The sequence below is a fragment of the Corallococcus aberystwythensis genome, assembly GCF_003612165.1.
GTDB classification, from domain to species: domain Bacteria; phylum Myxococcota; class Myxococcia; order Myxococcales; family Myxococcaceae; genus Corallococcus; species Corallococcus aberystwythensis.
This window is the reverse complement of sequence record NZ_RAWK01000268.1, coordinates 1-13370: the sequence shown is the minus strand read 5'-3', so window position 1 is coordinate 13370 and position 13370 is coordinate 1. Positions and strand designations below refer to the sequence as shown.

Sequence of the window (13370 nt, the reverse complement as noted above, 5' to 3'; positions counted from 1 at the left end):
GCGATTGCCCCGCCGTCGTCCCCTAACATCCAGGACTTGCCTGTTTCAGATGTATGTGTTGGATTGAATGAACAAACACACCCTGGCGGGCCGGCGGGGATGTCCGTTCAGTCAGGAAGGTCCTGCGGCATCCGTGGTGCGCATGTCTCAGCATTGAAGTACGCGGGGTGCCGCGTTCCTTCACTCGGAGCGCGGCCGGAGCGGCTCTGGGGTAGCTTCACCGTTGAAGCTTGCCCCGCGGGGCAGCACCAATGAAATCAATGACTTGGGCCCTGGCGCGGAAGGTGCTCCTGGGGAGGCCTGCATCGGAAGCGCGAGATGTCGGGCCGTGGCGCTTCTCTGAGTTGGGGGACCCTCATGCGAGTCGAGGTCGGTATGCGTAGGACGTTGAGCCTGTGGGTGATGCTGGCGTTGTTCGTGATGTTGCGCGCGAATCCGGGGGAAGCGCGCGAGTTGACGTCGCAGGCGGAGCTGTGGACGCGGTCGCTGGTGTCGGCGGGCCTGGTGGCCTCCAGCACGAAGCGGGAGGCGCTGGGCGGTGGGCTGGCGCACTACACCTGGAAGGTGCGGGTGGGGATGGGGAAGTACGACGCTGTCACCGTGCACCGCGTGGTGCGCGAGTCGCGGCCGTGGATTCCGGCGCGCACCCACCGGGCGGTGTTCATGGTGCACGGGGACCTGTGGGGCTTCGCGCCCGCGTTCCTCACCAACACGTGCGTGTCCACGATGCCGGAGAACCGCTCGCTGGCGGCGTTCCTGGCCAGCCAGGACGTGGACGTGTGGGGCCTGGACCTGCGGTGGGTGGGCGTGCCGGAGGCGGAGACGGACTTCGAGTTCATGAAGGACTGGGGCATCCAGACGCACGTGAAGGACCTGGGCACGGGCCTGGCGCTGGCGGACGTGGTGCGGCGGCTGGCCGGCAACGGCGGCAATGACCGGATGTTCCTCCTGGGCTGGAGCCGGGGGGCGACCATCGGGTACGCGTACCTGGATGGGGAGTCGCAGCGTCCGCGCGCCCAGCGCCGGGTGGACGGCTTCGTGCCCATGGACATGCCGGTGCGCTTCGGGCCGGAGGCGGGCCAGCAGCGCCAGTGGGCGTGTGAGCGGTACCAGGCGCTCCAGACCGCCCGCGACGAGGGCCGCACGGAGGGCGGCCTGCTGGGGCCCGCGCCGGGGACGCCGGTGAAGCTCATCGGCCAGCTGGCGGCCCAGAACCCCAATGGCACCGCCACCTTCGTGCCGCCGGCACTGGTGGGAATGACCAACCGGAAGGTCGCCGTCATCGCCGCCGGGAAGACGGCGGCCCTGCTGGATCCGCTCAAGCCGCTGACGCCGGGCTACCACCTGGCCGGCAGCATCCTGGACGCCGCGGGCATGCCGGACAGGACGGCCTTCACCCCGGAGCCCACCCTGTTCGACTACCTCCAGCTGGCGGTGCCCTACCAGAGCCTCAACGAGGTGGTGGAGACGGAGAAGCAGCTGTGCGGCCTGGACGTGCCCTTCGATGACCACCTGAAGGACGTGAAGGTGCCGGTGCTGTACGTGGGCGCGGCGGGCGGCGTGGGCCAGTACGGGGAATACTCCACGCGCCTGCTGGGCAGCACGGACGTCACCCGCCTCATCGTGCGCAGCCGGCCGGAGTCGGAGCGCGCGCTGGACTTCGGCCACGCGGACCTGTTCCTCGCCCGGGACGCGCGCGTGCGCGTGTGGCAGCCCCTCCTCTCCTGGATGCAGGCGCACTGAAGCCGCGCGTGGAGGGCGGAGCGCTACTCCGCCTTCCACAGTCCGTGGCGCCGGGCCCGGCGGCCCAGCGTCACGGGGTCCATGCCCAGGGCCACGGCCGCGCGGCGCAGGACGCCGCCGTGGCGCTCCAGGGCCTCGCGGATGAGCTCGCGCTCCACCTGCTGGAGCCGGGCCCGGAGCGAGCCGTCCCCCGTGGGGTCCGCGCGGGGCACGGCGTTGTTGAGGAGCGCGGGCGGCAGCAGGCGCCGGGTGAGCATCTCCCCGGGGCGGGACAGCAGCACCGCCCGCTCCACCACGTTGCGCAATTCGCGCACGTTGCCCGGCCAGCCGTAGCCGTGCAGCACCTCGTCCGCGTCCGGGGCCACGCCCGTGGCGGAGCGCTTGAGGCTGCGGTTGAACTGCTCCACGAACGAGCGCGCCAGCTCCGGGATGTCCTCCGGGCGCTCGCGCAGGGGCGGGATGTCGATGGTGAAGCTGTTGAGCCGGTAGAAGAGGTCCGCGCGGAAGCGGCCGGTGCGCACCTCCTCCCCCAGGTCCCGGTTGCTCGCGGCCACCACGCGCACGTCCACGTGCCGCACCTGGGTGCCGCCCACCGGGCGGATGTCTCCCGTCTCCAGCACGCGCAGCAGCTTCGCCTGGAGGTTGGGCGTGGTGTTCTCGATCTCGTCCAGGAAGATGGTGCCGCCGTTGGCCAGCACGAAGAGGCCCGGGTGGTCCGACACCGCGCCGGTGAAGGCCCCCTTCACGTGGCCGAACAGCTCGCTCTCCAGGAGCGTCTCCGTGAGCGCGCCGCAGTCCTGCACGACGAGCGGCAGGTCTCCCCGGCCGGAGAGCCGGTGGAGGATGCGCGCCAGCACCTCCTTGCCGGTGCCCGTCTCGCCCTGCAGCAGCACCGCCACCCGGTGGGGGGCCACCAGGCGCACCATCTCCATGACCCGCTGCATGGGCGGGCTGCGAAAGCCCACGTCCTCCCCGTGCCGGCCCATGCCCCCCACGGGCGCCTGGGCCAGCGCGCGCTCGCGCAGGAGGTTGCGCTCCAGCTCCAGCGCCATGCGCCACTGCTCCGTGCGGAAGCCGTGCTCGCGCCCCGCCTGGAGCACCGCCTCGCGCATGGCGTCCGGGTCCGGCCACGCTCCGGGCGCGCGGTAGATGCGGCCGGTGTTGAAGAGGGCCACCAGCCGCTCCGGGGCCGCCGGGGCGCAGTAGACGATGCGCGAGGCCAGGTCGCTGGGCGGCCCCGCCCCCGTGGGGTCCACCTCCGCGCGCAGCTCCGCCAGGGACTCCACCAGCGCGAGCGCCCGCGACTCGTCCTGGCCGCACACCAGGAGCGCCGCCATGTCACCGCGGGTGAGCAGCGCGTGCACCTCGTCCGCGGTGCCAGCGAAGTGAGGCGTGGCCACGCCGTCCAGGGCCTGGCGCACCGCGCGGGACTCGTCGTCCGAGGCGAAGGCGGCCACCACCTGCAGGTGGGACGTGGCCAGGTAGCGCGCCAGCTTCACGCCGTCCGCCGCGTCGAAGGCGCCGAAGCTGATGCCCAACGCCGCGACGGTGCCCCCGCCGCTCGCGGTGTCGTGGCGCCAGCGCACCACGCCGTGCACCCGCACGTGGGCGCCCGTGTCCGGCAGCGAGAAGGCCATCTCCACGGGCTCGTTCTCGTGCGGGCCCTCCGAAGGCCGGCGCGGCGTGGCGATGAGCCCGATGCCCGTCTCGCTGATGTTCACGGACCAGCAGCCATGCAGCGCCGGCTGGGTCACCACCTTCACGTACAGCGGCTTGCGCTCGCTCCGAGGCACCTGCTGGGACTCGGGGCGCGTCATGGGGTGCGTCACTCGACCGGCCTCATGGCCGCGGCGCGGCGGGCTACCTGGCAGTCCACGGACATTTCAGGAGGGGGTTCTGCCTGATTCTTCCGTCATCGCAAGTCGGCGGCAAAGGGGGTGTCCCCCGGGCACGGCGCAAGTGGACACGGGTCCGAAATGCCCTGCCCGGACCGTGGCGCGTTTCACCCCACACCGCACCACAGCCCGCACCGGGGACGGGCCGTGCTCCGGCGGTACGCCTCCCACGCGACGCGCTGTATCGCTCATTCCGGCGGGTTGAAGGTTTCCAACCGGGCCGTCTGAAATTGATGTCTGTCTTTTCGGTTTCAACCTGCCCAGCATGCAGGCGGGCTCAACGTCGCTTGTGTTCGAAATAGAACTTCGATATTCCATTTATCACCTTGGAGCACGGCAGCCTTTCCCGGTTGCCGGATGGAGCACCCGAAACACACGTCATGCTTTCTTTCTCCTCCCGTTGACACGGCCCTGTCGAACAGGTCCGGGAGCACGAGAGGGGATTGACCCGCCGTAAAGCCAGACATCCCCCAGCCATGCCCCTGTCTCCCGTTCTTGGGGGCATGGCTTTCCACTGCCTGTCCTTTCCCCCTGGGCCAACCCCTTGAAGAAAACCCTCCTCCTGGTTGAAACGTTGTTCGTCCTGGGCGCCGCCGGCTGTGGCGCTCCGGATGGTTCCCCTCCGGTTGACGAGCGCCAGCCCGCGCTCGAGGCGTCCGGCGAGGACCTCACCACCACCGGCTGCACGCAGCTGACGCCCAGCAGCGTGAAGGCCAGCGGCGACGACGGTGACGGCAGCATCGCGACGAACACGCTGGATGACAATCTCACCACCCGCTGGAGCAGCCTGGGCAAGGGCCAGTGGATTGACTACGACCTGGGCGCCACCAAGGGCGTGGGCGCGGTGGCGGTGGCCTGGCACCAGGGCAACACGCGGGTGAACACCTTCACCGTCTCCGTGTCGCCGGACGGCTACACCTATACGCAGGTGTACAGCGGCAAGAGCAAGGGCACGACCACCGCGGAGACGTACAGCTTCACGCCGGTGAGCGCGCGCCGGGTGCGCGTCACGGTGCAGGGCAACACCGTCAACGACTGGGCCAGCATCGCGGAGGCGCGCCCGTGCTCCGGCACCACGACGACGCCCCCTCCCACCAACCCGGGCGGCATCATCTGGCGGGGCGACTTCGAGTCCGGCGACCGCAGCCAGTGGGACGGCACGCAGATGATGTCCGCGGACCGGCTCCAGGTCGTCTCGTCACCGCTGCGCGAGGGCGGCTTCGCCCTCAAGGCCACGGTGAAGCAGGGCGATGACCCCATCAACTCCAGCGGCAACCGCAACGAAATCTTCAAGCAGACGAAGGAGGCGCCGGGCTCCGAGTACTGGTACCGCTGGAGCACGCGCTTCGCGGCGGACTTCCCCAGCGTGAACACGTGGCAGCTCTTCACGCAGTGGCACCACGACGGGTGCTGCGGCTCTCCGCCGGTGGAGTTCTACGTCTACGGCGAGGAGATGCGGCTCAACATCGGCGGCTCCCCGGGCGTCATCGTCTGGCGGACGCCCCTGGTGCGCAACGCCTGGCACGACTTCGTCTTCCACGTGAAGTGGTCGCCCAACTCCAGCGTGGGGTTCGTGGAGCTGTACTACGACGGCAACCTGGTGCTGCCCAAGCGCTACATCGCGACGCAGTACACCGGTCAGCTCAACTACCTGAAGATTGGCCTGTACCGGAACGACACCATCGCCCCCGTGGGCGTCGTCTACCACGACGGTTGGGTGATGGGCCGGACCCAGGCGGACGTGCTGGACGCGAACTACAAGTTGAAGTGAGACACCGGCGGCGTGCCCCGGTAGGCACCGGGGCACGCTCCGGGATAGGCTTTCAGGGCCCATCCCGAGGAGTCGTCTCATGCGTGTGTGCGCCGCGCTGACCGCCGTCGCCCTGTTGTCGTCCTGCACCACGACCTACGCCATTCCCAAGCCGGAGCTCACGCGGCTGGATGGCTTCAAGGACGACAACGCGGCGCTGCTGAAGGAGCTGGGCGACGTGATGCTCAACCGCGCCACCGCACGTCAGCGCACGGTGCGGGACGTGGAGGGGCAGGCGCACCAGTTCAGCTCGGACACGCCGCTGGCGCTGGCGCGGGTGTCCGCCCAGGCGGAGGTGGAGTTCCAGCGCTTCATCGAGGTGGGCGTGGACGCGGACCGCTTCCGGGGCGTGCCGCTGGAGGGCTCCTCCTCCGGCGCCTCCGCGCCCCCCGTCGTGGTGCCCCTGGCGGAGGTGGACCACGCCCAGCTGCGCGAGTTCAGCCTGGGCAAGACGCTGCTGCTCACGGGCTCCATCGGCGTGGTGCTGATGGGGTCGCTGGTGGCGGTGAGCATGCTCTTCAAGCCCACCACCGGCTCGGACGACGACGACCGCCCGGGCGGCGTCATCGACCTGGATTCCCGGGCCCGGGCGACGCCGGGGCTCGCCTTCTGACGCTTTCGCTAGCGCGCGTCCGTGCGCTGGCGCAACAGCCCTTCCTGGGCCACGGAGGCCACGAGCCGTCCGTCCCGGGTGAAGACATTGCCGCGCGCCAGGCCCCGGGCGTTGCCGGCCCAGGGGCTCTCGATGCTGTAGAGCAGCCAGTCGTTGACCTTCAGGTCGCCGTGGAACCACAGCGCGTGGTCCAGGCTGGCCATCTGGAAGCCTGGCTGGAGGAAGGTCAGCGCGTGCGGCTGGAGCGCGGTGCCCAGCAGGTTGAAGTCGCTGGCGTACGCGAGCACGTAGCGGTGCACCTGGGGCTCGTCCGGCATGGCGCCGTCGGCGCGGAACCAGACGTGCTTCACGGGCGGCTCGGCGGTGGGCTCGAAGGGGTCCACGTACGTCACCGGGCGCATCTCGATGGGCTTGGCGGAGAGGAACTTCTCCCGGTGCCGCTCCGACATCCGGCCCGCGTGGCGCCCCAAGAGCTCCAGGTCCGTGGGCAGTGACTCCGGCGGCGGCACGTCCGGCATGGTGGCCTGGTGCGTGAAGCCCGGCTCGTCGCCCTGGAAGGACGCCATCAGCGTGAAGATGGGCTGCCCCTTCTGGATGGCCACCACGCGGCGGGTGGTGAAGCTGCCGCCGTCGCGCACGCGGTCCACGGTGTAGACGACGGGCAGGCTCGCGTCCCCGGGGCGCAGGAAGTAGCCGTGCAGCGAGTGCACCGTGCGCGCCTCCTCCACCGTCTGGCTGGCGGCGGACACGGACTGTCCCAGCACCTGCCCGCCGAAGAGCTGGCGGAAGCCCAGGTCCTGGCTGGCGCCACGGAACAGGTTCTCCTCGATGGGCTCCAGCTTCAGGAGCCCCAACAGCTCGTCCAGCACCCGGCTCATGTGCTTCCTCCCGTTTTGACGCACCCCGTCTCTACCCCAGCCGGAGGCCCCGGCGCGCGGGCCAATGTAGAGTGCGGCGCCTTTCTCCTCCGGAGGAGTCCGTGGCCCCGCTTTCCCTGCCCCACGCCTTGCGGCGGCACCCGGCGGCCTGGGCCATGGCTGCCACGTTCGCCTTGAGCCTGCTCTTGCGCGCGCTGTACCTGGCGGGTGCGCCGGACCGGGACTGGCCCTTCTCCGTCTTCTTCGCGGGCGACGCGCGCTTCTTCCACACCGCCGCGCTGGACCTGGCGCGAGGGCGCGAGGGCCCGGCCACCCTGCCCTACCACCCGCCCCTGTTCCCCGCGCTGCTGGGGTTCTTGTACCGGGTGCTGGGGGAGCCCCAGGGCAGCGCGCTGCCGTACAAGCTGACACTCGCCTGTCTGGGCGCGGCCACCGTGGCCTTCTGTCAGGGCTTCTGGCGGCGCCTGCTGGGGACGGCGTGGAGCGGGGTGGCGGCGGGGCTGTACGCGACGAGCTTCGGGTGGCTGGTGCTCTCCACCACGTACAGCAATGAAACATTGTCCGCGCTGTGGCTGTGTTTCACCTGCGCGCTGGCGCTGCGCCTGGGGGGCGGAGTGCCGTCCTGGCCCGCGGTGCTGGGATTGGGCGCGGTGATGGGGTTGGGCACGCTCACCCGCGCGGAGCACCTGGGCCTGTGGCCCTTCCTGCTGGCGTATGCGTGGACCGCGCGCGAACGGAGTGAGGGCCAGGCCTGGAGGCAGTGGGCCCCGCGCTGGGGCGCGGCGGTGGGCGTGTCCCTGCTGCTGCTCGTGCCCTCCGCGCTGCGCAACCTGGACACGATGCGAGAGCTGAACGCGCGGGCCCCGCACCTGGAGCCGCTGCCGGAGTGGGTGCCCGTCACGGTGTACGGGCCGCTCAACTTCGCGATGGCGAACCACGCGGGCGCCACCGGCGGCTTCACCCCCGCGCTGATCAACCAGGGCGGCAGCAACGGCCAATTGGACCCGTCCCGTCCGGAACACCGGCGCCTGCTCCTGCACGGCTACGCGGAAGGGCTGCGCTGGATGGTGGACGCGCCCGGGGACGCGGCCCGGCTCCTGGGGACGAAGCTGGATTTGTGGCTGGACGGCCTGCGCCTGGGCGTCGGCGTTTCGGACGTGCCCGGGGGCCTCACTGGCGAGCGCGCCCCGGTGGACGTGTTCGTTCCGGATTCAGCGGGGCTCAAGTGGCCGCTCGCGGCGCTGCTGCTCGCGGGGATGCTGCTGTCGCTCAAGCCCGCGCACGCGCCCTTCCGGCTGCTGTCGCTGGTGGTGCTGCACCGGGTGCTCGTCACGCTCGCCTTCTTCGGCTACGCGCGCGGCCTGCTCGTCGTCTTCCCCGCGCTCCTGCCGCTGCTGGTGCTACCGCTGAAGGTCCTGGGGGAGCGCCACGCGGCCGTGGCCCGGAGGCTGCCCGCGCTCGCCGGAGCGCTGCTGCTGCTCTTGTGGGCCGAGGCCGCGCTCGTCGCCACGCGCGACACGCCCCGCCGCTTCATGGCCAGCGGCACCACCGACGCGGTGAATGGCAAGCTCATCCAGGACGACCGCGTCCGGCTGTGGGCCCAACCCTGAAGCAGGAGTCCGGATGAAATACTGCGAGCGGACTAGAACACTCCGGGAGTGAATAACCGCCGAGTGAACACTTCAAGGCGTTGATTCCATTCGGATTTCTGAAATACGAAGTTACTCAGGAATAGCCGCAATTCACTTTTAAAAAGCGTCTGACCTAAGCAGGAAGCGCTCCGCCCCGGAGCCCGCCGGTCCCGTCCGGCGGCTTCATCCGAGGAGACGTCCATGCGCCCCCTGCGGTCCGCGTTGTGTTGTCTAGCCCTCCTGGTGTCGTCCACGACGTACGCATTCCAACCCGCCCCGTCCGCGCAGCAGAGCGCGGTGGCGAAGAAGGCCTTCTTCAAGCCAGAGCTGTACCTGCCCATCCAGAACATGCCGCTGGAGAAGGCGCGCACGTTGATGCCGCGGGTGAGCGCGGACAAGTGGGCCGGCGTCGCCAACCGCCTGGGTGGCAACGTGCAGGTGTACCTGGATCCGCTGTCCGGCATGCCCACGGGCATCCAGGGCAGCTTCCCGCTCATCCCCGGTGACGGCTTCCGCAACAACGTCAGCCTGGAGTCCGTGCGCCAGGGACTGGGCCGCTCGGTGGGCAGCGTGGACGAGTCGGTGGTGGGCGAGCTCGTCTTCAAGTTCGTCGCGGACCATCAGGACGTCATCGGCGTGGACCTGCTGCAGCTGGGCGCGCCGCGCGTGACGCAGGTGTCGGAATCGCTGTGGCAGGTGCACATCCCGCAAGTGGTGAACGGCGTGCCGGTGCGGCACGGCCGGCTGGCGGCCACCATCAGCCACGGCAACCTCATCCTCCTGGGCACGGAGGCGTGGTCCAACGTGGGCATCGGCCTGAAGCCCACGTTCAGCGCGTCGCAGGCGCTGACGGCGGGCAGCACGTTCCTGGGCCAGACGCTATCGCCCACCAGCCTGTGGCAGCAGCCCACGCTGGAGGTGGCCCCGTTCGCGCGCAAGGACGCGGCGTTCGGCCAGGGGTATGGCCACGCGCTGGTGTGGAGCTACGGCTTCTCCCTCCCGGGTGAGCACGAGCGCTGGAAGGTGACGGTGGACGCGGGCTCCGGCGAGGTGCTGGCCGTGGAGGACGACAACCACTACTTCGACGCGCAGGTGAAGGGCGGCGTGTACCCGTCCACCAACATCGGCACCTGCACGTCGAAGGAGACGTGCGGCACGATGCAGCCCAACTCCCCCATGCCGTGGGCGAACACCGGCTTCGCGTCGCCCAACAACTTCACCGACGGCGCGGGCATCTACAACTACAGCGCCGGCAGCGTCACCACGACGCTCGCGGGCAAGTACGTGAAGATCGCCGACAGCTGCGGCGCCATCAACGTGAGCTCCGCCACTGGCAGCCTGGACCTGGGCGGCGTGAACAACGACCACGACTGCACGGTGCCCGCGGGCACGTCCCCCGGCAACACGCCGGCGGCGCGCTCCAGCTTCTATGAACTGAACAAGATCAAGGAGGTGGCCCGCGGCTGGCTGCCCTCCAACACCTGGCTGCAGGGCCAGCTCACGTCCAACGTGAACCTGTCCAGCACGTGCAACGCGTTCTGGAACGGCAGCAGCGTGAACTTCTACAAGTCCGGAGGCGGCTGCCGGAACACCGGTGAGATTGGCGCGGTGTTCGACCACGAGTGGGGCCACGGCATGGACAACTACGACGCCAACGGCTCGCTCTCCAACTCCAGCGAGGGCTACGCGGACATCGCGGGCATCCTGCGGCTGCAGACGTCCTGCGTGGGCTACGGCTTCTTCCAGACGACGAACACCGGCTGCGGCCTCACGCCGGACGGCACGGGCTACAACCAGCAGGAGGCCCAGGTGGCGGGCCAGTCCTGGTGCAACACGCGCTGCTCGGGCGTGCGCGACGCGGACTGGGCCGCGAGCGTGCCGAACATCCCGGCCACGCCGCAGAACTTCACCTGCAAGATGTGCTCGTCCGGCTCCGGCCCGTGCAGCAAGCAGGTGCACTGCGCCGCGTCCCCCGTGCGCCAGGCGGCGTGGGACCTGGTGACGCGCGACCTCACGGCGGCGCCCTTCAACTACAACTCCAACGACGCGTTCCTCCTGGGCAACAAGCTCTTCTACCAGGGCTCCGGCAACATCGGCACGTGGCACGCCTGCAACTGCACCGCCGGCACGTCCGACGGCTGCGGCGCGACGAACGGCTACATGCAGTGGCTGGCCGCGGATGACGACAACGGCAACCTGGCGGACGGCACGCCGCACATGACGGCCATCTACGCCGCGTACAACCGCCACAACATCGCCTGCTCCACGCCCGCGCCCACCAACGGCGGCTGCGCGGCGGGCCCCACGGCGGCCCCCACCACCACGGCCACCCCGGGCGACAGCCAGGTGAGCCTGTCGTGGACGGCCTCCGCGGGCGCCAACCAGTACTGGGTGATGAAGACGGAGGGCTTCGCGGGCTGTGACTTCGGCAAGGCGCGCGTCGCCACCGTCACCGGCACCAGCTACACGGACCCGGAGGTCGCCAACGGCCGCCAGTACTGCTACTCCGTCGTCCCCGCGAGCAGCAACGCGTGCTTCGGCCAGGCGTCCGCGTGCACCTGCACCACGCCCACCTGCGCGGCGCCCGGCGCCCCCTCGCTGTCCACCCCCGCCTCCGGCGCCACCGGCGTCGCGCTGGTTGCCGTATTGGACTGGGCGGACGTGACGGGCGTGTCCGGCTACGAGGTCCAAGTGGCCACCGACAGCGCGTTCACCAACGTGGTGCGCAGCGCGAACTCGCTGGTCGCCAGCACCTGGACGGTGGCCCCGGGCCTCTCCGCCAGCACGGCCTACTACTGGCGCGTGCGGGCGCTGAACTCGTGCGGCGGCACCAGCTCCTGGAGCGCGGCGCGCAGCTTCACCACGCGCGGCTGCGTGAACCTGGCGGCCCCCACGCTTGCGTCCCCCGCCTCCGGCGCCACGGGCGTTGCCCTGGCCCCGGCGCTGGACTGGTCCGACGTGACGAACGCGGCCGCGTATGACGTGCAGGTGGCCACCGACAGCGCGTTCACCAACGTGGTGCGCAGCGCCACCGGCCTGTCCTCCAGCGCGTGGAACGTGACGCCCGGCCTGTCCAACCTCACGTCCTACTACTGGCGCGCGCGGGCCACCGACAGCTGCGGCGCGAGCGCGTACAGCACCGCGTTCAGCTTCACCACCACCAACGTGTGCACGCCCGCCGTGGCCACGTACAACGCGAACCTGCGCACGCCCGCCTGCGGCTCCGTGTGCGGCTGCGACACCGGCCCCACGCTGGTCAACGGCCGCGGCACGGTGTCTGGCGGCGTGGAACCCAACCAGCCCAACACGCTGGGCGCCACCTGCGCGGATGGCTCCACCGGCACCTACCACTCGGATGAGAGCATCGACCGCATCGTGCTCAAGACGGTGGACCAGGGCCTCATCACCCCGGGCAAGCAGCTCACCGTGGACGTGACGGTGTGGTGCTACGGCACCAGCGACCAGCTGGACCTGTACTACTCGACGAACACCGCCACGCCCTCGTGGACGGCCATCTCCACCGGCCAGGCCTGCACCGCGGTGGGGCTGAAGACGTTCTCCTTCCCCGTCACCGTGGGCGGCACCACCGGCAATCACGCCGTGCGCGCGCAGTTCCGCTTCAGCTCCACCGCCACCAGCGCGTGCGTGTCCGGTGGGTACAACGACCGTGACGACCTGGTGTTCAGCGTCGTGTCCGCCGTGGCCGCCAACCCCGCCAGCCCCGCCGCTCCGGCCGCGAAGCAGGTGCGGGGCCGGACCGTGACGGCGCGCTAGGCGTCCTGCGCCGTTCGCCGTTGCATGGGGGCTCCCGGGTCATCCCGGGGGCCCCCGTGCCTTTTCACGGCTTGTGGTCCGTGGTGATGACGATGGAGGGCGCCGAGCGCTTCGCCGGCCCGTGGTGGACCATCTCGATGTTGTTGCCGTCCGGATCCAACACGAAGGCCGCGTAGTAGCCCGGGTGGTACGAGCGCTCCCCCGGGGCCCCGTTGTCACGGCCGCCCGCGGCCACCGCCGCCTGGTGGAAGCGGTGCACCATGTCCCGGTCCTCCGCCTGGAAGGCCAGGTGCACGCGCGCGGAGGGCTCGCGGTCGCTGCTGAGATAGAACTCGTCCGCGGCGAAGTGCCGTTCGCTCTCGTCGAAGACCGGAATGCCCATCACCTCCAGCACCGCGCGGTAGAAGCGCTTGCTCGCCTCCAGGTCCCGGACCTGGAGGTGGACATGGTCGAACATGCGGCCGTGATGCAGTTCCATGGTCTGCCTCCCGTGATTTCCCTGCTGCGTGTCTGTCCAACAACCAGCGGAGCGGCGACCTTCAGAACGGTAAATCGCGCATGTCAAGGCGTACGCGCCCGGGAAGTCGCGAAAGCGGCAGCAACCCCCCACAAAAGAGGGGCACCCGGCGGCGGGACGACGCAGCTTCATGCGATAGTCCGCGCCACTTCGCTGTTCTTGCCTTCAGGAGGGTGCCGCGATGTTCATCGAAATCATCGTCCTGCCCCGTGAAGACGACCGGTCCCCGAAGCGGCCTTCCGCCCGGGCATCCAAGGCTCCACCCCAGGCGCCGCGCGGCCGGGCGGAGCTGGCCCAGGAGTGGCGCGAGGAGGGCAAGGCCTTCCACGGCGCCGTCCTGGAGTTCATCCGGGCCCAGCACCTGCTGGGCGCGGTGAAGTGGATGAGCGAGCCGGGGTTGTTGCCCCAGGTGACGCTCGTCGCCTCGGACCGCGTGCTGGAGAAGCTCCAGGCGGAGCCCCGCTTCGCGGCGGGCCGCTCGCTGTCCATGAACCTGCAGACCTGAAGTC

9 protein-coding genes are annotated in these 13370 nt (G+C 70.3%); 6 read left to right on the top strand and 3 right to left on the bottom strand.

What is annotated here, in order from left to right; translation table 11 throughout:
- The first annotated feature begins 375 nt into the window (after positions 1 to 375).
- On the top strand, positions 376 to 1743 hold the full coding sequence (locus D7W81_RS33170; RefSeq protein ID WP_120559412.1) for an alpha/beta fold hydrolase: 1368 nt from the start codon (positions 376 to 378) through the stop codon (positions 1741 to 1743).
- 23 nt (positions 1744 to 1766) lie between these two features.
- Here D7W81_RS33170 and D7W81_RS33165 read toward each other — a convergent pair whose 3' ends face one another.
- Entirely contained in the window at positions 1767 to 3560 is a 1794-nt protein-coding gene (locus D7W81_RS33165) for a sigma 54-interacting transcriptional regulator (protein ID WP_120559411.1), read from the bottom strand.
- A 622-nt stretch (positions 3561 to 4182) separates the two neighbouring features.
- On the opposite strand from D7W81_RS33165, the gene D7W81_RS33160 reads away from it, so the two are divergent.
- Positions 4183 to 5409, top strand: a complete 1227-nt coding sequence (locus D7W81_RS33160) for a heparin lyase I family protein (protein WP_120559410.1) — start codon at positions 4183 to 4185, stop codon at positions 5407 to 5409.
- Between the two features lie 79 nt (positions 5410 to 5488).
- Entirely contained in the window at positions 5489 to 6061 is a 573-nt protein-coding gene (locus D7W81_RS33155) for a hypothetical protein (RefSeq protein ID WP_120559409.1), read from the top strand.
- An 8-nt stretch (positions 6062 to 6069) separates the two neighbouring features.
- Here D7W81_RS33155 and tesB read toward each other — a convergent pair whose 3' ends face one another.
- Positions 6070 to 6939: an acyl-CoA thioesterase II gene (gene tesB, locus D7W81_RS33150; protein WP_120559408.1), complete on the bottom strand. Its 870-nt coding sequence runs from the start codon at positions 6937 to 6939 to the stop codon at positions 6070 to 6072.
- A 155-nt stretch (positions 6940 to 7094) separates the two neighbouring features.
- On the opposite strand from tesB, the gene D7W81_RS33145 reads away from it, so the two are divergent.
- Together D7W81_RS33145 and D7W81_RS33140 are read left to right on the top strand one after the other, a co-directional pair.
- Positions 7095 to 8549: an ArnT family glycosyltransferase gene (locus D7W81_RS33145; protein ID WP_120559413.1), complete on the top strand. Its 1455-nt coding sequence runs from the start codon at positions 7095 to 7097 to the stop codon at positions 8547 to 8549.
- 222 nt (positions 8550 to 8771) lie between these two features.
- Positions 8772 to 12344 carry a glycoside hydrolase family 78 protein gene (locus D7W81_RS33140; protein ID WP_120559407.1) on the top strand — a complete coding sequence of 1191 codons (3573 nt, stop codon included), beginning with the start codon at positions 8772 to 8774 and terminating at the stop codon, positions 12342 to 12344.
- Between the two features lie 64 nt (positions 12345 to 12408).
- Here D7W81_RS33140 and D7W81_RS33135 read toward each other — a convergent pair whose 3' ends face one another.
- Positions 12409 to 12822 carry a VOC family protein gene (locus D7W81_RS33135; protein WP_120559406.1) on the bottom strand — a complete coding sequence of 138 codons (414 nt, stop codon included), beginning with the start codon at positions 12820 to 12822 and terminating at the stop codon, positions 12409 to 12411.
- Between the two features lie 220 nt (positions 12823 to 13042).
- On the opposite strand from D7W81_RS33135, the gene D7W81_RS33130 reads away from it, so the two are divergent.
- On the top strand, positions 13043 to 13366 hold the full coding sequence (locus D7W81_RS33130; RefSeq protein WP_120559405.1) for a hypothetical protein: 324 nt from the start codon (positions 13043 to 13045) through the stop codon (positions 13364 to 13366).
- Positions 13367 to 13370: the final 4 nt, after the last annotated feature.